Below are 24,531 nucleotides of genomic sequence, written 5' to 3' on the forward strand. Positions count from 1 at the left end.
TCTGGGTATTGAATGAATCATGAAATAACTCGCACAAGGCGAGCTAAAGAGAGAGTATTAATGCCATTTTTAACCCAAGTAGAACAGAGCTTATTGCAAGATGGATTGTCACTTGATCAGTTGCAGGGCTATTTAAATAGCATCCATCAGCATCAGGTCGATTTTTCTGATCTCTATTTTCAAGGCAGTCGTCACGAATCTTGGGTATTAGAAGATGGCATCGTTAAGGATGGCAGTTTCCATATCGAACGCGGCGTGGGTGTGCGGGCGATCTCAGGTGAAAAAACCGGGTTTGCTTACGCCGATGAAATTACCCCTAACGCCTTAAACGCGGCCGTTGAAGCGGCGCGCGGTATTTCGGCAGCGGGCAACAGTGGCCAAGTTAACGCTTGGAAACGACAGCAGGTGCACTCCTTGTATCAAAGCGCTGACCCAATCGCATCGATGGAAGAGGTCAAGAAAATTGCCTTACTCAAACAAGCCGATGCCTATGTACGCAGCTTAGACAGTCGCATTATCCAGGTGGTCATTAGCCTCTCTGGCGTCCATGAGGAGATCTTAGTTGCCGCCAGTGATGGCACGCTTGCAGCCGATATCCGCCCCTTGGTGCGCTTCAACTGTAGTGTGATTCTAGAGCAAGACGGTAAACGCGAACGCGGTGCCAGTGGCGGCGGTGGACGTCATGATTATCAGGTGTTATTTGATGCCGATGAGACCGGCTTACCTTACTGTTTTGCGTTTGCTCGCGAAGCGGTGCGCCAAGCCTCGGTGAACCTAACCGCCATCGATGCTCCTGCTGGTGAGATGCCGGTGGTGTTGGGTGCAGGCTGGCCAGGCGTATTACTGCATGAAGCGGTAGGCCACGGCCTAGAGGGTGACTTTAACCGCAAGGGCAGCAGTGCCTTTAGTGGTAAAGTGGGGCAGCAGGTGGCATCTAGCTTAGTGACTGTGGTGGATGATGGCACCATAGCTAATCGTCGTGGCTCACTGAGTATTGACGATGAAGGTGTGGCGACCCAAAAGACGGTATTGATCGAAAACGGTATCTTAAAGGGCTATATGCAAGACAAGCTCAATGCGCGCCTAATGGGCGAGCAATCGACGGGTAACGGTCGCCGCGAGTCTTATGCCCATCTGCCTATGCCGCGTATGACCAACACTTATATGGAAGCGGGTGAGTCCGATCCGAGCGATATCATCAAGTCGGTAAAAAAGGGCATCTATGCGCCTAACTTTGGCGGTGGTCAGGTGGATATCACATCGGGTAAATTTGTTTTCTCGGCTTCTGAAGCTTATCTCATTGAAAATGGTGAGATAACTCAGGCGATTAAAGGCGCAACCTTGATCGGTAATGGGCCAGAGGCCATGGGGCAAATCTCTATGGTCGGCAATGATTTGGCCCTTGATAAAGGGGTTGGCGTGTGTGGTAAAGATGGCCAAAGCGTGCCCGTCGGGGTGGGGCAGCCTAGCCTTAAACTCGACCGGTTAACGGTTGGGGGAACCGCGTAAGGTATGACCCAAGCGAGCTATTTGGGTCTGGCCATCAAGTAACACAAGCCAGTCAATCGGATAGATAAAGCGTAATACACTCTGTGCTTTGCTTCATACTGCGTCATACGTAGTATAGAAGCGATAGCACAGATACGGGTATTATCGACCGCGCTTTGTGCCCATCTCACTACTACTTATAAGAGATGGGTGTTAACATCTGCCAAGGATTAGAGTTGTAACTCTAGAGGGGCCAATGAAATATTTTACGACTATCTTGTTATCGCTGTGCGTGAGCAGTAGCGTTATGGCACAAGCCGAGCGCTCAGTGCCAGACGCTGCCGCTCGAGCTATGCTTACTCAAACTACACCAACTCACACACCTCAGCCAATGGCGACCCAAGTTGACGGCACCACAGCGCTTAAATTCGCCGATGCGTGGCAGCAGCTATTGAATGTCAGCGACAAGCTACAAGCCAGTGTTCAAGAGGTGAATCGCGCCACCGCGCAGCAAAGCGCCACAGAATCACTGAACTTTCCCTCCCTCTCTGTTAACGGTAGCTATACCCGGTTAGAGCAACCTATTGAACTGGATTTGCGCGATCTTAATCCGCTGGCCAGCCTCGACCCCGGCAGTTTGCCGCCAGCCTTAGGCGGGGCGATCGGTGCCATTCCCGGCTCGTTGTTTGTGACCCCCTTTACCGAACAAGATATTTTTCGCGCTAGCCTACAGGCGATGTGGCCTATCTATACCGGTGGGCGCATCAGTGCGGCGCAAGCGATTCAAGCTGCTCATGTGATAGAAAAACAGCAGCAGCACCAACTGTCGACTCGCGATCTGTTTGTGCAGCTGGTGGAACGTTATTACGCCGTGTCGGTTAGCCACGCGTTAGCCAGTACTAAAGCGCAGTTGGTTGAGTCGCTCACCGAGCATGCTGATCATGCGATAAAGCTGGAGCAGCAAGGACAAATTGCTAAGGTTGAGCGCCTTAATGCCCAGGTGGCATTAGAAAATGCCAAGGTCGATCACGCCAGTGCTCGGCGTCAGTTAGAGATGACCCAAATTGCCTTGTCGCGCATGCTACATCAGGCCTCGGTCGATACCGCATCGCCCTTGTTTTTACTGCCAACGCCACCCTCTTTACCGCAATTAAGTCAATTGATGCTCACTCAGCATCCGGCGCTGAAGTTACTCGAAGCCAAAGAAGCACAGGCCCAAGGGCTTATCGATGTGGAAAAAGGCGGCTATCGGCCAACGGTGTTTTTGTACGGTAACTACACCCTGTATGAAGATGACAGCCTGTTTGCCAAGGTGGAACCCGACTGGATGGTGGGTGTCGGGGTGAAGGTGCCGCTATTAAGCCGTGATGGTCGCAGTGGCAAGGTAGAAGCCGCCAAGAGCGCACTATTACAGGCGCGCTATACCAAGGCACAGACGCAACAAGATTTGAGCTTGCTGCTCGACCAGAGCTATCGTCAGCTGCAACAGGCTGAAGAGGAGGTGAAGTCTTTAGATCTGTCTTTGTCTTTAGCGCACGAAAATAAACGCTTACGTGATTTAGCCTTTAGCCAAGGATTATCTACCTCCATTGAAAAGGTCGATGCCGAGTTAAAGCTTAGCGCCGTAGCCACCCAGCAATTAGCGGCGCGTTATCGTTATGTGGTTGCCTATGCCAAGCTCATGGCGGTCAGTGGTCAGTTAGATGAATTTATCGGTCGCGCACGCGGCGCACAGGAGAAATAAACATGCGCACCAATCGAATTTTAGCCATTGTGGCGTTAGTGGTCTTGGTGGCTATTTTAGCTTACGGATTGATCTTGGCTTATACGCCAGTGCCAGAGCGCTTGCAGGGACAAATTGAGGCGCGTGAATACAATATCTCCTCTAAGGTTCCGGGCCGAGTGTCACAGGTGTTAGTGCGCCGGGGTGATAAGGTGGCTAGCGGCGATCTATTGTTTGCCATCGATAGTCCAGAACTCAACGCCAAGTTGATGCAGGCGCAAGGTGGACGCGATGCCGCTAAGGCTAAGCAGCAAGAAGCCGATAATGGTGCACGTAAGCAGCAAATTACCGCGGCTAAAGAGCAATGGCTTAAAGCCAAGGCCGCCGCAACGCTCGCTCAAACCACTTATCAACGTGTAGAAGCCCTGTTTGTCGAAGGCGTATTGGCTCGACAAAAACGTGACGAAGCCTTTACTCAGTGGCAGGCGGCAAAGTATACCGAACAAGCGGCTTACGCCATGTACCAGATGACCGATGAAGGGGCGCGTGAAGAGATCAAAGCGGCCGCCGAAGGCAACGCGCGGATGGCCCAAGGGGCGGTTAATGAGGTGAGTGCCATTTTAGCCGATAGCCAGATGCGTTCACCCAAGACGGGTGAAGTCAGCGAGGTCTTACTGCACAGTGGCGAGCTGGCCCCTAGCGGTTTTCCTGTGGTCAGCATTATCGACATGCAAGATGTGTGGGCGATTTTTCAGGTACGTGAAGATCAACTCAAAGATTATAAAGTCGGCCAACAGGTAGAGGTGCAGATCCCGGCGCTAGGGGCAAGTTATCCCTTTACTGTGGATCACATTAGTGTGCTGGGCCATTTTGCCACGTGGCGCTCGACCGAGAGTGGCCATGATTTTGATATGCGCACCTTCGAAATGGAGTTGCGACCCACTGAGCCGATTGCCGATTTGCGCGTCGGTATGACTACCCTGTTGGCGCGTTAAGTGTGATGTCGTTTAGGCAGCTTTTACAACGAGAGTTAAATGCGCTGTGGCATGAACCATGGCAGCTGGCGCTGATCAGCTATATCCCGCTGATAGGGATTTTTGGTTTGTGGTGGCTATTTAGCGCCGGCTTACCACGCGAACTGCCCGTGGCCATTGTCGACCAAGATCAAAGCCAGCTTAGCCGCATGTTGGTGAGGCAACTACAAGCCAATGCGGTTATTTCGCCAATTCATTATCAAGATGTGGGTAGCGCCAAAGCATCGATGGAAAAGGCGGAAACGTATGCGGTGGTCGTACTACCCTTTCAATTAAACCGCGACTTGCTAACGGGGCATCAGCCCATTATCGATATACGTTATAACGCGCAATATTTATTGGTTGGTAAGTTGTTGTCGAGTCAGATCCAGTTGAGTTTGGCCGATGGATTAAAGCATAAAGCGTTGATTAAGCAGCTTGCATCTGGCGTGCCTATGGCTCAGGCGAAAGTTAATATTAATCCAGTTCAAACACAAATCAGCGCCCTTTATAACGCCAATAGTAATTATATTGTTTTTTTACTTCCGCCAGTCTTGTTGGCGCTAGGGCAGCTCTTAGCCATGTTGGTGTTTGCTAACTCCCTTAATCGAGAGCTCAGACTCAATACCTTACAGGAGTGGTTTTCCCTAGGTATTCGGCGTGTACTATTGGCCAAGATATTGGTTTATACCCCCTTAATCGTGTTACAGGGCCGATTAATTTTAACTCTGCTTTATCAATACTTGGGGCTTCCACTAGCAGGCCAGTTTGGACAATTGTTACTGGCTCAGGTGGTGATGTTGTTAGCGGTATGGTTGTTGGTGCTAACGATATTTTTCTTACTACAAGACAGTGCAAGGGTTATCAGTTTTTGTACCGCATTGTTTGCCCCCGCCTTTCCTTTTATGGGGATCACGTTTCCGACTCAAGAAATGCCTTTACTTGCTCAGTGGTGGCGGTTGTTGATGCCATCGAGTCATTATATTGATACCCATGTTGGCGTGGTCAGTTATGGGCAGAGCTTTAGCGCGTTTACTCAACAAATTGTCAGTTATTGGGGCTTCTTATTCTTAATACCTATTATCGTATTTTTAGCTCGTAAGGTTAAACGTGATACGCAAGTTGTGTTAAGTAAAACACAGTGCAGCGAGGTTAATTAGCATGAGTTTTTGGTCTTTAATGATGGCAGATCTAAAATCAATACTGACAGATAAGGCCATTGCGGTAACGATATTTGGTGGCGTGTTGTTTTACTCTGTGCTCTATCCTTTGCCGTACCTAAATGAAGTGCCAACCAAGCAACAAATTGTCGTTATCGACGGTGATCATTCGAGTCTAAGTCGGCAAGTGATACGTCATATCAATGCCAGCCCTAAGCTCGATGTGGTAAGTGAGCTTGCCACCATAGAGCAGGGACAGCATTGGATTGAATCGGGTAAAGCGCATGGATTAATGGTTATTCCTGACGGATTTAGGCGTGACTTAATCCGTCAAAAGGGGGTGACTTTAGCTTATGCCGGTGATGCTAATTATTTTCTTATCTATTCCGCCGTTATCGAAGGCTTGATGTCTGTCGGTATTGATGCGGGCAAGTATGTGCAATTTAATGGTCTGCTCGCTAGGGGAAACTCTGCCGAGCAGGTTAAGCATGATTTAGAGCCGATTAAACTCAATAGTGTACCCGCCTTCAATCCTAGCTTAGGTTATACCCCTTATGTGGTTCCTGGGGTGCTATTGTTGGTGCTGCATCAGACTATGTTGATTGGCATAGGTATTTTAGGTGCCGGGCAATGGGGGCGAGAAGGATATTGGAATCGGGCTTCAGTGATGCAATTGATTTTGGCTAGATCCATGGTGTTTGCCTTGCTTTATAGTCTGTTTACCTGTTTTTATGTGGGATTTTGTAATTATTGGTATGGTGTCAGTGTTCAGGGCGACATGCTTCAAGTTATGTTGTTTTTGATCCCCTTTATTCTGTCTACCGCCATGTCAGGCGTGGCGTTTAGTTGTCTGTTTGTTCGGCGAGATCTCCCCACCCAAGTGTTACTACTCATCTCTATGCCGATCCTATTTTTGTCTGGGTTTATTTGGCCGCTGGAGCTGATCCCCGCACCGCTGATTGGGTTATCGCAATTGATCCCGGCGGTGCCGTCAATTCAAGGTTTATTGCAGCTTAATCAAATGGGTGCCAGTTGGACTGATATAGTGCATCTGTGGTGGCAGCTGTGGGCACTGGCGTTAGGGTATCTACTGCTCGCCTATGTTGGGGTGCGTTATCGACTCAATAGCGCTGTGGCTCACTGAGCTAAATCGTTTAGGCTGTGGTAAAAAATAATAAGCCCGCGAGTAAGCGGGCTTATCAGTTTAGAGATGATATGGCTATGATAACTCAAGATATATGGATAGCTTGAGCGATAAACGTCAGCAAAATCGCAACCTTACTCGGCGGTTTCGGCCTTGATATATTTCACTAGCTCAAGGGCTGACTTTGAGGCTTGCTCTGGTTGTTTTGCTAACTCTTTGTTTGCTTGCCTCACTAATTGGCGCAGCTTTTGTCGCTCTAGCGTCGGATGCTGCTCGATTAGGGCTTGAATGGCATCATCGCCACCAGTTAACAGCTGATCTTTTAGCTTTTCGGCCACATTGATTTTTGAACTCTCATTGCGGTTTTGGTTAAGCACGTTTTTTAGATCGCTTTGCAGCACATTAATATCGATATTACGCATTATCTTGCCAATGTATTGCAGATGGCGACGATAGGCTTCGGTATTGATACGGATGGTTTTAGCCTTAAGCACGTTGTCGTATAACAGCTCATCTAGATCCAGCTTATCAATCTGGCTCTTACTGAGTGCAACTAACTGTTTGCCAAGCTCTTGGTAAATCGCGATTTCTCGCTTGGTTTCAGCTCTACTGACATATTCTTCGTCATGGTCAAAGGGCTGTTTAAAATGTTCTGAGTCACCAACAATATTCATAATCAAAAATCTCTAACAAAAACTCCCCTAATAATACCATTTCATTGGAATATCGCCTATTGGGGACGGCAGTTATTTAATGTGAAAGCCCAGCGGGTTTGTTATGCTACAGCCATTATTGACAACGAAAGAGTAGATTTGTGCCTTCTTCTAGCATTGAACTTGAACTGGATTCATTAAAAGACGCCGTTGCTATGGCATTAGAGTATGCCGCTACATTGGGTACCACAGGTGCCGAAGTCGCGATTAGTAAGCAGCAAGGCTTATCGGTATCGACTCGTCTAAAAGAAGTTGAAACTGTTGAGTTTAATAAAGATGGCGCCTTGGGCATCACCCTGTTTAGGGGCGGCTGCAAAGGCAGCTCATCTACGTCAGATTTAAGCCCAGAAGCGATTCGCCGCGCGGTTAAAGCCGCCGATGATATTGCTAAATTTACCTCAGAAGATCCCTTCAATGGCCTTGCCGATGCCGACTTAATGGCTAAACATATTGACGATCTTGAGTTGTACTATCCACATGACACGCCCCCAGCAGAGCTTGAGTTACTCGCCGCGCGCGCCGAAGAAGCCGCATTAAGCGCTGACGCTCGTATAAAAAACTCCGACGGGGCCAGCGCCAATGCCCATACTGGCGCCAAAGTGTATGGCAATAGCCACGGTTTCTTAAATGGCTATGTCAGCTCGCGTTACAGCCTAAGCTGTGTAGTGATCGGCGAGCAAGATGGCCAGATGCAGCGTGATTATGATTACACCATAGCGCGCAAGTTCAGCGACCTGTGGACGCCAGAAACTGTCGGGCTAAAAGCGGCAGAAAAAACCGTTAGCCGACTGGGCGCACGTAAGATAGCGACCACCAAGTTACCGATTCTGTTTGCCCCCGATGTGGCAACTGGCTTGATGGGCCATCTCGTCGGAGCCATCAGTGGCGGCAGCTTGTACCGTAAATCAAGCTTCTTGCAAGACGCCATAGACACACAAATTTTTCCCGATTGGTTTAACATTGCCGAGCAACCGCATCTAAAAGGGGCGCTGGCCAGTGCTTTTTATGACAGTGAAGGCGTGGCGACCATTGAGCGTAATATTATCAGTCAGGGGATTTTATCCACCTACCTGCTGACCAGCTATTCGGCGCGTAAACTCGGCTTAACCAATACCGGCCATGCGGGCGGTATCTATAACTGGACTTTAGGGCACACAGGGCAAACCTTCGATGAACTCATTAAGCAGATGGGCACAGGCTTAATCGTGACCGAAGTGATGGGGCAAGGGGTGAATGGCGTGACGGGCGATTATTCTCGCGGCGCGGCCGGCTTCTATGTCGAAAACGGGGTGGTGCAATACCCAGTAGAAGAGGTCACTATCGCGGGTAACCTCAAAGATATGTACCGCAATATTGTGGCGGTGGCTAAAGATCGCGATATGCGATCGTCTATCCGCACCGGCGGTATCTTACTCGACGAAATGAAGGTAGCCGGTAACTAGTTTATCCGCAGTCCATTTCGCCCCAAGCGATTAATCAGCGAGTGCTAAGGCACTCGCTTTTTTTTGGCTTAAAGGGCCCTAACGCAGAATAAATCGACTGCCAACTTGAATATATGAAAATCCATATATATGCTTAAGCATATGTAATATGTCTGTGTTGGAGCCGTGTATGGCCACTGGGATTTTTAAAGCGCTGTCCGATGAAACTCGATTACTCAGCCTGCTGCTGATTTACGGTCAGGGTGAGCTGTGTGTGTGCGAGTTAATCTGCGCATTGAATTTGAGCCAACCCAAAATATCGCGTCATCTTGCCCAGTTGCGTAAAGCCGAACTGTTGAGTTCTCGTCGCCAAGGCCAGTGGGTGTTTTACCGTATCAACCCGGCATTGCTGCCATGGGTGCATAATGTTATCGAGCAAACTTGGCAGGGTAACCCTAACTTAGTGGCGGCGGCACTGGCCCGTCTAGATGCGATGGGGCAGCGCCCTGAACGTATTAAGGCATGCTGTTAAATCAGCTGAGTCAGGCAAGTTAAGATTAAATACAGCAAGATAGGTGAACAGCATGGGACTCTTTGAGCGTTACTTAAGTGTGTGGGTTGGTTCAGCGATTGGATGTGGCGTGGTGTTGGGCCATTTTTTTCCGGCGCTGTTTGCCCTTATTGCTTCATTAGAATATGCCAGGGTCAACTTGCTGATCGCGCTGCTAATTTGGTTGATGATTTACCCCATGATGGTGCAAATTGATTTTACGGCGGTCAAAAATGTGGGTAAAAGCCCTAAGGGGTTAGTGCTGACGCTGGTGATTAACTGGCTGATAAAACCCTTTAGCATGGCGCTACTTGGCTGGTTATTTTTTAAGGTTTTCTTTGCCAGTTTAGTGGATGCGCAAACCGCTAGCGAGTATATCGCAGGCATGATTTTGCTCGGCGTTGCACCCTGTACGGCAATGGTGTTTGTGTGGAGCCAGTTGACCAAAGGCGATCCTAATTACACCTTGGTACAGGTATCGGTTAACGATCTTATTATGGTATTTGCCTTTGCCCCCATCTGCGCTTTTCTGCTTGGGGTGAGCGATATTCAGGTGCCTTGGCAAACCCTGTTAATCTCTGTGGGGTTATATGTGGTGCTGCCCTTAATCGCGGGAGTGATAACACGCCAGTGGTTAAATCGCCGCGGTGGCACAAAGCGAGTTGATGGCTTTATTGGTCGCATTAAACCTTGGTCGATATTGGGTCTCCTTGCCACCGTCATACTGCTATTTGGTTTGCAGGCCAAGACCATATTAGCGCAGCCACAGAACATTGCCCTGATTGCCATTCCGCTGCTTATCCAAACCTATGGCATCTTCTTTATTGCCTACTTTGCCGCGAAAAAACTGAATATCGCGCAAAATGTCGCAGGTCCTGCGTGCATGATCGCCACCTCTAACTTTTTTGAACTCGCCGTTGCGGTAGCTATTTCACTGTTTGGCCTGCATTCGGGCGCGGCGTTAGCCACAGTGGTTGGCGTGCTGGTCGAAGTGCCGGTGATGTTGTCGTTAGTGGCATTTGTCAATCGAGATAAAGCAAAATACCAGCGGGCCATTGGCGCCGCATCTAAACATTAACCGCGCAGAATTGCCCTTTTCAGGAGAGTAACATGACAATTAAAGTCGGCATTAACGGTTTTGGCCGCATTGGGCGTTTGGCGCTTCGGGCCGCGTGGACGTGGGACGATATCGAATTTGTACAGATTAACGATCCCGCCGGTGATGCGCTTACCTTAGCCCACCTATTAACATTTGATTCTATCCATGGTCGCTGGTCTCATGAAGCGGCCGCTGATGGGAGCGATATTGTCATTGGCGATAAACGGATAGCGACCAGTATGAATAGCACCATCGCCGCCACCGATTGGTCGGCATGTGATGTGGTGATTGAGGCCTCGGGCGTGATGAAAACCACAGCCTTATTACAAGCCTATTTAGATCAAGGTGTTAAACGTGTGGTGGTGACGGCGCCTGTCAAAGAAGCGGGCGTACTGAATATCGTCATGGGGGTTAACCATCAGCTGTATGATGCCGCCAAGCATCCTATCGTCACCGCTGCGTCATGCACGACCAATTGTTTAGCCCCAGTGGTTAAAGTGCTGCATGAGCAGATAGGCATAAAACATGGCTCGATGACTACCATTCATGACATTACCAATACGCAAACCATCTTAGATGCGCCCCATAAAGATCTGCGCCGTGCCCGTGCCTGCGGCGAATCACTTATTCCGACCACCACAGGTTCCGCCACCGCGATCACCCATATTTTTCCTGAGCTTAAGGGGAAACTAAACGGCCATGCGGTAAGGGTGCCATTGGCTAACGCCTCCATCACAGATTGCGTGTTTGAGATGCTGCGCCCTGTCACCGTCGCCGAGGTGAATGACCTATTTAAACAGGCGGCAGCAGCTGAGCTTAACGGTATTTTAGGCTATGAAACGCGCCCGCTGGTCTCGGTGGATTACAAGACAGATCCGCGCTCAGCTATCGTCGATGCCTTGTCGACTATGGTGATCAACGATACCCAGCTTAAACTGTATGTTTGGTACGACAATGAGTGGGGCTATGCCAATCGCACCGCCGAGCTGGTCAGAATGGTCGGGCGCCTAGACAAAGCATAATAGTTAAGGATATTAGATGTTCGCCACAGTTCGCGCATTGCCGTTTGAAGTACGCCAATACCTCATTGTCACGGGAAACTATTGGGCATTTACGCTCACCGATGGCGCGCTGCGCATGCTGGTGGTGCTACACTTTTATCAGTTAGGCTACTCGCCACTGTCGATTGCCATGCTATTTGTTTTTTATGAGATTTTTGGTGTGGTGACTAACTTAGTGGGTGGCTATCTTGGTGCACGCCTTGGGCTTAATCGCACCATGAATATGGGATTAGGGCTGCAAGTAGCGGCGCTGGCAATGTTACTGGTGCCCAGTGTTTGGCTCACCGTCCCTTGGGTTATGGCAAGCCAGGCTTGTTCTGGGATCGCTAAAGATCTCAACAAGATGAGCGCCAAGAGCAGCGTAAAAATGCTGGTGGCTAAGGGCGATGAGGGCAGGTTATACCGCTATATTGCCCTGCTAACGGGCTCTAAAAATGCCCTCAAGGGCTTAGGGTTTTTCTTAGGTGGCGCGTTACTGTCACTGCTTGGGTTTAGTGGTGCCATAGGGTTAATGGCAGCGCTGCTGGGCATTGTGTGGCTGCTCAGTATCGTTAACCTTAAGCAAGACTTAGGCAAGGCTAAAAATAAGCCCAAATTTAGTGAGCTGTTTTCTAAAAGCCGTTCGATCAACATCTTATCTGCCGCGCGCCTGTGTCTGTTTGCCGCCCGAGATGTGTGGTTTGTGGTGGCGCTGCCGGTCTATTTAGCCAGCCAGTTTGGTTGGGGACATACGGCGGTCGGCGGCTTTCTGGCGCTGTGGGTGATAGGCTATGGCGCGGTGCAAAGCATCGCCCCCAAGCTCACAGGCCAGAGTCGCACTGGCCACGGCTGCACTGGCTTGAGTGTCGCCAAGGTGCCTGATGGCGGGGCCGCACTTAAGTGGGCGAGCTTGTTGACATTGCTCCCAGCGAGTATCGCGTTGCTGATGACGCTGTTTGCTGCGCCCTATGCGCAAGCGACGTTACTGATAGGTTTGTTGATTTTTGGCGCCGTTTTCGCGGTAAATTCCGCCTTACACAGTTATCTGATCGTCAGTTACGCCAGTGACGATGGCGTGTCGCTCGATGTTGGTTTTTACTATATGGCCAATGCCCTTGGCCGCTTGCTAGGCACCTTGCTGTCGGGCTGGGTGTATCAGGCATTTGGCTTGATGGTTTGCCTGTGGATCTCGACGCTATTACTGGGATTAACGGCGCTAATCAGTGTATGGTTACCAAGGCGATAACCTTGAAATGAAGGTGTGGCATTTTTTGGATTAGCTTTAGTAGCGTTCGGCTGAATTTTTTTGGAAAGTGTGTTTGAAATCTTATCTTCAAAGTAGTTGATTGCTTGCAGTAGGCATATGTGTAGATACTTCTGCTCCACGCCGTGAATCCATCCTTGGAGGCTCGACGATGGCATCCTTGCCATCAACGTCCGCAGCTGCATCTACACAGGATTATTTTCTCTCTTCGATTTGACTGCATTTGGTGTGAGTGGTGAGTAAAAAGCTAACTCAGTTTTGCCCCTTTGTGAGTTACAGGCGATAAGCAGTACAGAACAGTGACGAGACTATTGACCTACTATTACTAATCTATAAGTGACAATCACTGATTACTTTCGATTCAACACCAATGCCAATGCTCACTCTGCAGATTTTCATGCTCGTTTATCCAGCGTTGTTCTGATAGAGTGCTTATAAATCAATAGCTTTAATTTATTAAACTTTAAATAATAGGTTTATTAAATGTGCATGCGCGTTTTGCCAAACATGTGCGCATGCGCACTAATGAAATGTTAAGCAATAGAGTGGAAATCGTAAATTGATCGAAGAAGACTATAAAAAAGGATGGCGGCAGCACTTTCCTACTTACCATTTTGATGATCGTGATATCGCTTTGGAAGAGTATAAGGTTGCAGCTAAAAATCTAGAATCAGAAGAAAGGGTTTTCTTAAATGCATCGAATGTGACACTTGTTACGTCCGCTGCATTAGGGTCATTGTTGGTTGGGTCATCAGGCCAGTTATTAGAAGTATTTAGTGGAATTGTCCCTCCATATGTTATTTCAATAATTCTACTATCCATAATTACTAGCTTTTCTTTTATCAGTCTGAAGTATTTTTCTGATAGGCAGCGATCAATAATATTTTCAGGAAGAAAAGTCATTATTTTGAGACGAATGTTAGGGCTGAGCTACGGAAATATCCAGCTCCTTTTACCTAACTGGAGGGTTGAAGGTGCAGACCAACCTCTTGCATTAAAATTATTTCCAGGATGGCTGACATATGCAGCATACCCGTTTTGGATCATCTCAATTATTTCAACCTCAGTAGTAGTGTTTCTGAGCGCTTTTTTTATAAAGCAGAACCCTAGCATCATTCCACCAGCGTATAACTCAAATTTTATTTTATTATTGGGCTTTTCTTGGCTTGTCCTTGCAATGATGATCTATCGATCATCATTGCTTGATACTCATGAAACCTGTCGACTCATATTTTATAAGTTTATATCTAGGATTATAGGCTTACCATTAACTGAGAATATTGAGTACATCATTTATCGTGCCAAACTAGCAGTATACGAAACAGATAGACTTAAGGTTTCTATTAAGAATATTAAGAAATTTCTTATTTTTATCGAAGACAAAGATTTCTATAACCACTCAGGGATTAGCTATAAATCACTGGCGAGAAGTATATTGGGAGTAATGAGAATAAAGCCAAGATCTGGAGGATCTACCATAGTACAGCAGCTTATCAGAACGCTATTCATAACGAATTTAAGCCGGACAAAACGACGAAAGTTTATTGAATTAGCACTAGCGCCTTGGCTTACAAGGGTGTTCAGTAAGGACTTGATTCTCGATATGTATATTTCCTCTGTGCGTTTTGAGCGTCAAAGGTTTGGTGTTCTCGAAGCTATGGAACATTTTTGGGGTAAGATTGAAAGAAACCCAACTAACGCACAAGCCTTTTTCCTTATAGAAAGAGTTAGCAATATTCGATCTAAATTGCTTGTTAATAAAATAGTCGAAACAGTTCGATCTGCTAAAGAGACAGGACTACTGAGCACTGACGATATTCATAGACTTGTTGAGATATATACTGAGGCTGTAGCAAGCGGAAAAATTACAGCAAATCAAACTGAGTTACTTAAATTATCTGAGGGTGTAAATGCTTAACAAGGCACAGCAGTCGCTCCCGTTGGTCGCTGGGACCGCCAAAACGCTGCGCTTTTTTGCCGTCCTCTGTGTGCGGCGTTAAGCTTCATCGAGGATATATGTTAGAACTGTTGATTCCTTTAAAGAAAACTGTAAATCAGTCAGTAAAATATGATCTGACTAACTGGTTAGACACAATGCCGGATGGAGCTGCGTGGTATGTTATTTCGGACTATTGCTTCGGGGACAAAACTAAGCAAAATGACACGGTGTCGTTTACAGTTTTGTTGCATCACGACAAGCTGGAGAACATTAAAGAATACATCAACCACTTTGCACCTAGGGATATCAAGTCAACTAGGACGGTCTCTGTCGAATTTTTACAATATATAAACTCTCCTGTAAGTTTTTCTTTTACTTTTGTAATTGATCGAAAATCTAACTTACTTCGGGACTATGCTACAGACGAAAATATGTTGTCATTCTTGCCTGCCTTTCGAAGTGTGATATCAGACATCGCAAGCAACTCAACATTTCAAGACGGCTATATTGACGGAGTTATGAAAAGGGTTAGGGCTTTTGAATCTGATTTTTCAAAGAAAAATTTCAATTCAAAACTTGCGCGTCAAATTTATATAGTTTCAGCATTTGCTAGTGTTGTATTTGAAATTTTATCCATAGTTAAAAAACCTAAACATATTCAATGGGTTTCTGACCGAGATGCTCTACTTGAAAGATATGATAGCTTTGTCTTTGACCTGGCATACTTTTTATTTTTGCAAGGTTACTCTGAGTACTTTGAAAGGACAGAGAATTCAGTGCTAATGTTGGATACTCCTCAGTTTATATTTCCTGAACCGGAGAAGTCTGGAAAAAATCATTTTGATGAGTTAATTCGAATTCCTGACTATTTGGCAGGCACGTTAGCCGACTTGGATGTCTCGTCCAATAAATTTAGCAAGGACAAGTACGATACGATCCTCTTGAATTCGTTAGTTAACTCTCGAAATCAAGCTGTTATCTACGTTACAGGCAAGGGGAATGAACTATTGTGTAAACGTCTAGTTCATGAAGCTTAACAAACAATTTAAGAGTGATTCGGTTTACTATGTGTTGGTTTTAGTGGTTTTAGTGGTTAAGGTGGTATGCGGAGACTTCAGTATTGCGTGCCTGACACCTTAATTGGGCGTTAATCTATACAAATATCAATCTGAAACAGACTAATTAGAACATTAGGCCTAACAAGCTTTGGTTCAAAAATAATTTAGCTTTTAATGCCCAGAATGACACCTGTAACGCCCAATCGAAGAGGGTTAGAACTCGGTGTAGGTGCGGCTGAGGCCTTCGATTTCAGGGATGAAATCGCAGAGCTGGGTTTACAGCGGTGCCGAAGAAGCACCTGCACGAAAGGCCTGCGGCAAGCAATTGGTTGCCATGAAGGTTAACGCTATCATCAATAAATAAAAACTAACTCGACTAAATGCTACAAGCCAAAAAAAGCCAACACCTTCATTCGAAGACCAACATATTTTTGTCTCAAAACCTTCTGACAAGATCAAATCGAAGATAGGGATAACTTGCTATAGCCAGTCCTAGCTCGCTATGGTGTAAGCAAAATATATTGATAAAATTAAATCTGGCTTTCACAAATAATGCAACCCTGTTTGTAGCTGATTTTATGCTGTCCACCTCTGGGACAGATCTCATTGCTGATAATTTTAGGTCGAGATTTAACAGTGGATTTTGCAACCATGGGCTTAAAAAAGAGTGTTCTCAATAGTGATAAAGGACCCAATGCCAGCACAAGTACAACATAATCAAACGCTGGGTATCCTTTGTATGAGCGAATGATAAAGGTGGCCACAATCGAGAATGACCAAATTGATACTAATATAAGATGCTGGTTTATAAAGTTAATTAACTCGAATGTCAGATATAAAACAAGGATTAGAAAGTTATCTATATTAATTGTATTAATACCTAATAGCTAAATCTTGTAGGCTGTAACGAATGTTATTTGTTACAGCCTTGCTCTATATGGGCTGTTGAGGTTGATTCTGCAAAATTGATTTGAAATTACCATAATCAGTATCTAACTAATTCAATTTTTTAGTTAAATTTTATTTAGCCTTGCCTTGTCATCATATAAAAATACTGGGCATTTATTTAACGCTTAACCCTGTCATTCGAATCTAATCGGCCTCCTTTTTGTTTCAAGTCGTTAACATTCCTTACTTTCATTTTACGTGGCTTTCGTTGTACTCTGAGGTGCAGTCAATCAACAGTGGCGTAGATCACCAAGAATAACGATAAAAATGACGAGGTTTTAATGGAAGGTATTACAGAATTTGTCAGTATGATCAATGGGGTTGTGTGGGGTGTGCCCATGCTGGTGATGATCTTGGGCGTGGGCTTATTTCTCTCATTCGGCTTGAAGTTAATGCCGATTTTAAAGCTTGGGACAGGCTTTAAACTGCTGTGGTCTGGACGCATTCCTGATAAAGATAAAAACATGAAAGGCGAGATCAGCCCGTTTAATGCCTTGATGACCTCGCTGTCGGCGACCATAGGTACGGGTAATATTGCCGGGGTGGCGACGGCCATTTTTATTGGCGGCCCTGGGGCGTTATTTTGGATGTGGTGTACCGCCCTCGTGGGAATGGCGACCAAGTTTTCTGAGGCGGTATTAGCGGTTAAATACCGCGAGGTAGACGATAACGGTAACCATATTGGTGGCCCTATGTACTACATCAAAAATGGTCTTGGCAGTAAGTGGGCGTGGCTAGGCACGGCGTTTGCTTTGTTTGGTTCGTTTGCCGGTTTTGGTATTGGTAATACGGTGCAGGCTAACTCGGTCGCCGATGCGTTAAGCAGTAACTTTGGGGTGCCGAACTGGGTGACTGGGGCTATCTTAATGGTGTTGGTTGGCGCGGTATTGATGGGCGGTATTAAACGTATTGCCGATGTAGCGGGTAAGTTGGTGCCGTTAATGACGGTGTTTTATATTGCCGCTGGGCTGGCAGTGCTGGTGGTATATGCCGATGAAGTGCCTGCCGCTTTTGCATTAATTATTCATAGCGCCTTTAATCCGGTGGCCGCTCAAGGTGGCTTTGCTGGTGCTGCGGTATGGGCGGCGATCCGCTTTGGTGTGGCGCGCGGCGTGTTTTCGAATGAAGCGGGTTTAGGTAGTGCGCCCATTGCCCATGCGGCGGCGCAGACCAATAATCCGGTGGCCCAAGGCTTGGTTGCTATGCTGGGCACCTTTATCGATACCTTAGTAGTATGTACTATCACGGGGTTAGCGATTGTGGTGTCAGGAGCATGGACCTCGGGTGAAAATGGCGCGGCTTTGACCTCATTTGCCTTTTCTCATGCCTTGCCTATGGGTAATTACATTGTGGCCATTGCGCTGTCGGTGTTTGCCTTCACCACGATTTTGGGGTGGAGCGTTTACAGTGAAAAGTGCGTGCAGTATTTATTAGGTGTTCGTGCGGTTAAGCCCTTTCGGGTGATTTGGGTGTTAGTGGTGCCGTTAGGCGCTGTGAGTTCACTGGACTTTATCTGGTTACTGGCCGATACGCTTAATGCCATGATGGCTATCCCTAACCTTATCGCGCTGTCGCTGTTGAGCCCTGTAGTGTTTCGTCTCACACGGGAATACTTTCTTAAGAAGCGTCAACAAGAGTCCGAAGCGAAAGCCTAATTTTTTTGCTGAGTAAAAAGCGCCGAAAGGCGCTTTTTTTGTGGATAAAGTTTGCTGCGGAGCACCAATCTAATTGTGCTTCAGGCGCCAATTTACGCTCAATATTGATTCAGCGCCCAACCAACATTGCATCGTATTGTTCTCTATTTAAGACAATTTTAGTGTCGACCAATAAAGCCAAACAAGGACTCATTAAGTGGCCAACAGATTCGCTCACTATTAGATTTTTATCGCATTTGAAGCATAGGACGGTTAATAGAACGTCATCAAGCTATATCGCAAGCTTGTTAACATTTTGGCTCGATTTCTGTCTATCTACTACGGTGCAATAGGCGTTTATGCGAAAAATTAAATGGGTTAAGCCAATGACAGATGACCTAATGTAAATTCAATATGTATCCCACCTCGCTATATTCAGCTGGTGGCACCTTAGCAGACAAAAAGATTAAAAATAACTAGATCCGAGTTATCGCATTGATTTTTATTGGTTTAATTTAAGTTGAAACATAATCAAATCACATTTATTAGCTGTGAAGTGGGTTTGGCTTCTCTTTGTCTGCGCGACAGTTACATCTGTTTATCATTTATTAATTAAACCTCATCAACTTTGTTACCAAGATCACAACCGCCATCTAAATGTTCACATTTCGGTGCCTGAACTTTCTCGCAATGTGAGTTAACTCACATTAAGTGCTAAAAAGAAAAAATAGAGTAAAGACTCTAGATTAGAGTAATTACTCTATCGATAATTGTTCAGGTCAACGTCAATTTTGTCGCCAACCTGAATCATTTAAACTCAGGAGGCGTTATGGACATACCTGTCTGGCAATATATTGTTTCGATGAGCGGATATATTGTGTTCTTGCTTGTGTTGGTGGAAGGCATGCGCCGTACACCTCGTTTAACAGCTGCGTTTTGGCTGTTGTCACTACTTACGGCGCCGTTATGGGCCGACAACTTAGATGGTTGGTTCCGTTGGGTGAAGACGGTGAGTGTGTTGATCCCAACAGCGATTGTGGTGGGTGGTGCACGCATCGCATATCTCTACTACGACAATCCAAACCGCGTATTACAATTCTTTAGGGGCGATTGGGTACTTAAGGTGTTGTACGCCGTGTTGTTTCTCAACATTGCTGAAGCGACCGCAAAAGATTTTGCAACCGCAAACTATTTCAATGCGATATGTGGCGTGATTCTGTGTATCACGATCCCATTCCCTCGTTATAAGAATGGCCAGCGCATGTATTGGGTAATAGGTCGTGATAAGCCTAATGATCTGTTGTTCTATTCAACCGCGGCGTGGAACTTCCTATATACCACTTGGAACCTAGCTTTTGTCTTTGGCGAAAACCCAGGCTTCTTCGCAAGTTCATTCTGTATCTTAATCGCGGCAGAGCTCTATCCGATTATTAAAGGGCGACCAGAGCTCTATGTTACCGCGCGAGTTTACACCTTAGCGTTCCATATCTTGGTTCGTGCCAACTCAGATATCTTCACACCTCTGATGGATTCATCTAGCTGGGGTAATGACACCGTGTTGTGGTACTGGGGCGCGATTAACCTTGTACTGCATATCCCATTTGCCATCTGGTACTTCTATAAGAAACGCACTAGCCCAACAGGCGAGCCACCTACAGGTGGCAACGAGCCGCCAATGCTGAATGACTACTACAAAGATACACCCGAAAAACAGCAAAAATTAACCACGGCTTAATAACAAAGGGGGCACCGCTAAGGTGGTGCCCATCACTTAAGCGTCACTATTGAGAGAGTAATGAATATGAAACTCAGGGTGAGAAACATAATCAGCACCATGTTTACCATGTTTACCATGTTCCTGATGCTATGCAGCGCAGCGACCTATGCAGACGCCCCGGTAGATTCATCACAGAATCTAGCAAAAATCCAAGGCCAAATTTGGCAAGGCACACGAGATGGTAAGCCAGGTGAGGGGAGTCTTTTTTATCGTCTCGAATTTGGTACCGATGACACCGTTGAAGTGACCAAGCAGTCTGGTGGTTTTAACCATAGTGAAATTCAACACTGGTCGTTAGCGGGTAATGAGTTGGCGATTACCAGCCAAGCAGATTCGCTAATCAAAGACTTTGACGGCGCGAAAATGAGTTTTGTCGAAGACGAGACTATTCGGTTTAGCCTAGATGGTGATGGATTTAATATTCACAAGTGGTATCAAAATCGGGCCTTCGGCCATGTACTGCTTGTTTTAATTGGCTTGATGATCCTCAACGAGATCTGCCGCCGCTTTAAATACAGTAACTACCTACTGTGGTTTATCTTACCTATCGTGTTGATCCCGCTGTGGTCTAGCTATGGTGTGACCTATTGGTTTAAGTGGGTCAAGCTCTACTCTGTGGTCGGTGCTGCAGCGCTATTTACCCTAATCCGCTTTACCAAAGTTGGGGATATGAAGTGGGCCAAATTTGGCGCAGCGGCCTTCTTAGCTATCAATATCACTGAAGCGGTCATGCAAGATTTCAGCATGGGCAACCTCGCCAACGTGCTGAATGCCATTGGTGGTGTGCTTTCTATTATTACCTTGGCCGGTTGGGCGCAAATTTATGCCGACAAATCTAAGCAACAAGATATGATTTGGCCAGCCATGACTACCTTCTGGATCATCGCCTATGACGTGTGGAATATCGTCTTTGTTTACCTCAATTTCCCCGGCTCCGCTACCGCCCAAATGATGGTGCTCATCGCGGCAACATTACCTGCATTGTTTATCAAAAAAGGCACTTGGTTACAGGCTCGCGCCTTCACGTTAGCGGGGTCATTCATGTACTACTTCAGCTGCCCATTTATGTACGAAAGCAACGTGGTGCCCATGCCACGTAATGATGAACTCATGCTCGCCGCTGGCGCAGCAAGTTTTGTGATTAACAGTGCTTATGCCTATGTGTTCTTCACTGGTAAATGGAAGCGTCGTCAAGCACTCACCACGGCAAGCTAACCGCCGTAAATTGATAAGTTATTTTAATTGGTATTTAAAACAAATAGATAAAATTATGACGATGGAGTCAATTATGAAAAAGCATCTTTTAAGTGTAGCGGTTTTGGCGTCAATGACTTGTGGTTTCAGTGCGATGGCGGCAGATGATGCCGATATCGATATGTCTAATCCAACCGATGTGTATACCTCGCTTGGTGCCTCTTATGGTAGTGAAGGGATGAACATTAAGGGGCAGTTGATGTTGTCGGAAAAGACCGCCACTTCAGGGCAAAAAACCGGGATCATTTTCGAAGCGAAAAACCTGTTTGATGAAGGCGATAAAACGCCGCAGTTTACCGGTATGCTAGCCCACCCTGACTACGGTATGGTACCGACCTTTAACGACGAGACCAGTAAGCGATCTTTCCGTTTACGCTATGGCACGATTAACACCACTAATGGCACGGGTTGGTCGATTGATGCGATTTTGGCTGACCATCCTTTCTACGGCAACATGGCGGTAATTCAAGCGGGTCCAGTGATGACCATTCCTGTCACCGACAACTTCTATATCTGGCCCATTCTGTATGCGGGTGCGGTAGTGGTTGAAGACAATATGTCGCAAATTTTGCCACCGAATATGGTGGGCAGCACGGCGATATCGAGTAGCGGTATTGATGTGCCATCGATCATTATGACGGGGATGGTCTACGCGCGTTATGCCTTTAATGACCACTGGTGGACGTTAGTGAGCGCATCCTATACCGACGAATTACAAGGTAAGGGCTGGAGTGATGATGTGATGGATGGTGGCCTACAGATGGCCAGCTTCTCTGGCGAAATATCTGTGGCTTATCAAATGAATAAACGTCAAAACTTTCGCGTTAACTACAAAACAGATAACAGCGACAGCACTGACGACAGTTATTGGATTGAATACAACCACGCTTTTTAGGTTGTGATCCCTGCACTAGCGTTTGCTCCCCAAGTTTGGCGCTAGTGCTTTTTATTTGACCGGTTGGCTGTCGTTGTTCCTGAGGTACAGTGGCGATCCACATTGGTTAACATGTTGATATCGATGGAGTGAAAGATGAAGAAGAATATATTGTTATTAGCCAGTGCACTGTTATTGAGCACCTCTTCCGCCTCGGCTGCAGAAGTGGGGGGGGTCGAGCTGCTCGATGCGATGAGCTCGCAAGATCAAGTATTACAGCTTAATGGCGCTGGTGTGCGCAGTAAGTTTTTTATGGATCTTTACGTCGGCTCCCTCTACACCGTAGAGCAGACAGAGCAAGCATCACAAGTGGTTGATGGTGACCAAATTGCTGCGATCAGGCTCAATATTACCTCTGGCATGATCACCTCTGAAAAAATGACAGAAGCGATGCATGACGGCTTTAACCGCGCCACAGGTGGTGACACGACGCCGATAGCTGACAGTATTAAGTTGTTTATCTCGACGTTTGCCGAGCCGATTCAAGAGGGGGATCAATTCACCTTGGTGAGCATTCCGGGTCAGGGCATTATCAGCTACAAGAATGGCAAAGAGTTGTCTACTACCAGTGGCGAAATCTTCCGTAAAGCGGTATTAGCCATCTGGCTTGGTAACAATCCAACCGATAAAGACCTCAAAAAAGAGATGCTTAAAGGCTAAGGTTCAAGTCAGCTTGTTGGCCCGAGACCATAGCGGTTGGGAAGCCGTTAACAATCATACTTATGAGTATCCACGCATTCTCATCAATGTTCACTATTCACGCTCACCCGGTAGTGGGCATTGATATTCGCTGGGGTTAACGGCAAGCAGGCTGACTTATTTATCTGGCGTTATTTTCACATCATGATTGCCCATTTTCCGAGCTTATTCGGATAGGATAAAAGCTTATGACACCATTATCACTGTGGCGTTATCTATTTTTTCCCAGACACCATGAATGGACCACAGATCAGGTAAGGGCCGTCGATACGGTACTCTTCTTTACTCTGCTGTGTTTTTTTACCGGGCTATATAGCCTGTTTAAGTGGACACAACAGCCCCATACGCTGTTGATGATCACCTCTGTTGTTTTAATCTCTGTCGAGATCATTGCCGCCGGCTGCATCCGCTTCTTAAAACAGATCACCTTAGCATTAAATTTGGGCTTTTTCGGCATGGTGCTGCATGCGCTTAATGTGATCTATCAAGGGGGCGGAATCTTACAATCGAGTCAAAGTCTGTGGGTTGCCGTGCTGATTATTGCCTTTTTTCTTACGGCATCATTAACGCTGGCGACAGTTTGGAGTGTGGTGGTCATTTTACTGTCGGCGGTAATGGTACATCAAGGTTTGAACGACCAGATTGTTTCTACGATAGCGCTGTCGGATACGGGCGCTGCGGTCGAAGCGTGGAGTGGCATGGTGTTACCGTTAGTCGTTATCGTGGTGGCTCAAGGCTTTACCAGTGCAGCACGGCAATCGGCGAATAAGGCGCAAGCAAAGGCCCAGCAAGAGATTGAATCGAGCGCGACTAAGGCGTTGGCGGGGGAGCAGCGTTTAGGCCAAGTATTGACTCAAGCCAATCAAGATGCCACAGAACTGAGCGAGGTGGCGGTCGATCTCGATATGCAGGCCATAGCTTTGCATAGTCAAGTGAATCAACTTAATGTCAACTGTGAATCCCAAGCGAGTGCGGCTGAGGAGATGAATCAGCAGGTTTATCGCATGACTGAAGATATGGCGCAATCGGAACGGTTTATGGAGGAGTTAAAGCAGCGCTGCCAATCTATCGATAGCCAAGCACAGACCAGTGCCCAGTCGTTAGTGGCCTCTACCGATGCGATTGCGGCAATATTACATAGCAATCAGAAAATCGTCTCGGTAGCCGATCTTATTACTTCGGTGGCCGATCAGACAAACTTGCTGGCATTGAATGCCGCCATTGAGGCCGCGAGAGCCGGGCAATACGGTCGCGGGTTTGCGGTGGTGGCCGAGCAAGTTAGGGAGTTATCGGCCAAGAGTAATCAATCAGCGGTTGAGATCCGTTTATTGCTGTCAAGCAGTCGCAATGAAGTGTTACAGGGCCAGCAGACCATAGAACACACCGCGGGCGAATTGACTCAAATTATTGAGCAGGTTGCCAGTGTGGTGCACGACGTTAATCAACTCGCCGATTTGATGGCCCTGCAGGGCGAGGCGTTAGCCCAACTTAATTGTGCCAGCAGTGAGGTTGCCACCAGCGTGGTCAATACCAATCAAGTTTCAGAGTCTGTAGCAATAGAAGCTGAGCAACTGGCAAAACGCGTAGAGAGTTTAAAGGCACTCGCCAGTAGCTTAACCGCTGTGGTGGCGTGTCATCACGCTTAGCCACACTAGGTTTGATGCTTATGGCTA

General features: G+C 46.8%; 19 protein-coding genes. 18 read left to right on the forward strand and 1 reads right to left on the reverse strand.

Going from position 1 to position 24,531, the window contains the following annotated elements; translation table 11 throughout:
* Nucleotides 1-60: 60 nt before the first annotated feature.
* From tldD to DN599_RS00535, 5 genes are all read left to right on the forward strand, one after another.
* The gene (gene tldD, locus DN599_RS00515) at nt 61-1,509 is read left to right on the forward strand and encodes a metalloprotease TldD (RefSeq protein ID WP_110455713.1); all 1,449 of its coding nucleotides are present in this window, start codon (nt 61-63) and stop codon (nt 1,507-1,509) included.
* A gap of 370 nt (nt 1,510-1,879) precedes the next feature.
* Nucleotides 1,880-3,232 carry a TolC family protein gene (locus tag DN599_RS00520; protein ID WP_119977371.1) on the forward strand — a complete coding sequence of 451 codons (1,353 nt, stop codon included), beginning with the start codon at nt 1,880-1,882 and terminating at the stop codon, nt 3,230-3,232.
* Between the two features lie 2 nt (nt 3,233-3,234).
* Nucleotides 3,235-4,206 (forward strand): HlyD family secretion protein, encoded by a 972-nt coding sequence (locus tag DN599_RS00525; RefSeq protein ID WP_110455714.1) that lies wholly within the window; start codon nt 3,235-3,237, stop codon nt 4,204-4,206.
* Nucleotides 4,207-4,211: 5 nt separating this feature from the next.
* Nucleotides 4,212-5,384 (forward strand): ABC transporter permease, encoded by a 1,173-nt coding sequence (locus DN599_RS00530; RefSeq protein ID WP_110456740.1) that lies wholly within the window; start codon nt 4,212-4,214, stop codon nt 5,382-5,384.
* Between the two features lies 1 nt (nt 5,385).
* On the forward strand, nt 5,386-6,528 hold the full coding sequence (locus tag DN599_RS00535) for an ABC transporter permease (RefSeq protein ID WP_110455715.1): 1,143 nt from the start codon (nt 5,386-5,388) through the stop codon (nt 6,526-6,528).
* 134 nt (nt 6,529-6,662) lie between these two features.
* On the opposite strand, the gene yjgA is transcribed toward DN599_RS00535, so the two are convergent.
* Nucleotides 6,663-7,202: a ribosome biogenesis factor YjgA gene (gene yjgA / locus DN599_RS00540; protein WP_110455716.1), complete on the reverse strand. Its 540-nt coding sequence runs from the start codon at nt 7,200-7,202 to the stop codon at nt 6,663-6,665.
* A 140-nt stretch (nt 7,203-7,342) separates the two neighbouring features.
* Between yjgA and pmbA the strand changes: the two genes are divergently transcribed.
* The 13 genes from pmbA to DN599_RS00610 all read left to right on the forward strand — a co-directional run bounded on the left by pmbA (nt 7,343) and on the right by DN599_RS00610 (nt 24,504).
* Entirely contained in the window at nt 7,343-8,683 is a 1,341-nt protein-coding gene (gene pmbA / locus DN599_RS00545) for a metalloprotease PmbA (protein ID WP_110455717.1), read from the forward strand.
* 169 nt (nt 8,684-8,852) lie between these two features.
* On the forward strand, nt 8,853-9,194 hold the full coding sequence (locus DN599_RS00550; RefSeq protein WP_110455718.1) for a metalloregulator ArsR/SmtB family transcription factor: 342 nt from the start codon (nt 8,853-8,855) through the stop codon (nt 9,192-9,194).
* Between the two features lie 52 nt (nt 9,195-9,246).
* Entirely contained in the window at nt 9,247-10,290 is a 1,044-nt protein-coding gene (gene arsB / locus DN599_RS00555; protein ID WP_110455719.1) for an ACR3 family arsenite efflux transporter, read from the forward strand.
* 32 nt (nt 10,291-10,322) lie between these two features.
* A complete protein-coding gene (locus DN599_RS00560) occupies nt 10,323-11,333 on the forward strand; it encodes an ArsJ-associated glyceraldehyde-3-phosphate dehydrogenase (protein WP_110455720.1) in 1,011 nt (336 codons plus the stop codon).
* 16 nt (nt 11,334-11,349) lie between these two features.
* Nucleotides 11,350-12,597 carry an organoarsenical effux MFS transporter ArsJ gene (gene arsJ, locus DN599_RS00565; RefSeq protein WP_110455721.1) on the forward strand — a complete coding sequence of 416 codons (1,248 nt, stop codon included), beginning with the start codon at nt 11,350-11,352 and terminating at the stop codon, nt 12,595-12,597.
* A 577-nt stretch (nt 12,598-13,174) separates the two neighbouring features.
* Entirely contained in the window at nt 13,175-14,533 is a 1,359-nt protein-coding gene (locus DN599_RS00570; RefSeq protein WP_239473194.1) for a biosynthetic peptidoglycan transglycosylase, read from the forward strand.
* A 98-nt stretch (nt 14,534-14,631) separates the two neighbouring features.
* Nucleotides 14,632-15,591, forward strand: coding sequence for a hypothetical protein (locus DN599_RS18775; RefSeq protein WP_110455722.1), 960 nt, complete (start codon nt 14,632-14,634; stop codon nt 15,589-15,591).
* Nucleotides 15,592-16,841: 1,250 nt separating this feature from the next.
* A complete protein-coding gene (locus DN599_RS00585; RefSeq protein ID WP_110455724.1) occupies nt 16,842-18,215 on the forward strand; it encodes an alanine/glycine:cation symporter family protein in 1,374 nt (457 codons plus the stop codon).
* An 808-nt stretch (nt 18,216-19,023) separates the two neighbouring features.
* Complete coding sequence (locus tag DN599_RS00590; protein WP_110455725.1) at nt 19,024-19,929, forward strand: hypothetical protein; 906 nt, start codon at nt 19,024-19,026, stop codon at nt 19,927-19,929.
* A 60-nt stretch (nt 19,930-19,989) separates the two neighbouring features.
* Nucleotides 19,990-21,186, forward strand: a complete 1,197-nt coding sequence (locus DN599_RS00595; RefSeq protein WP_239473195.1) for a DUF5692 family protein — start codon at nt 19,990-19,992, stop codon at nt 21,184-21,186.
* A gap of 73 nt (nt 21,187-21,259) precedes the next feature.
* Nucleotides 21,260-22,120, forward strand: coding sequence for a hypothetical protein (locus DN599_RS00600; protein WP_110455726.1), 861 nt, complete (start codon nt 21,260-21,262; stop codon nt 22,118-22,120).
* A gap of 135 nt (nt 22,121-22,255) precedes the next feature.
* Nucleotides 22,256-22,819 (forward strand): chalcone isomerase family protein, encoded by a 564-nt coding sequence (locus DN599_RS00605; protein ID WP_110455727.1) that lies wholly within the window; start codon nt 22,256-22,258, stop codon nt 22,817-22,819.
* Nucleotides 22,820-23,046: 227 nt separating this feature from the next.
* Complete coding sequence (locus tag DN599_RS00610) at nt 23,047-24,504, forward strand: methyl-accepting chemotaxis protein (RefSeq protein ID WP_110455728.1); 1,458 nt, start codon at nt 23,047-23,049, stop codon at nt 24,502-24,504.
* The last annotated feature ends 27 nt before the right edge of the window (nt 24,505-24,531 follow it).

It is taken from the genome of Shewanella algidipiscicola, assembly GCF_900380485.1.
Taxonomy (GTDB): domain Bacteria; phylum Pseudomonadota; class Gammaproteobacteria; order Enterobacterales; family Shewanellaceae; genus Shewanella; species Shewanella algidipiscicola.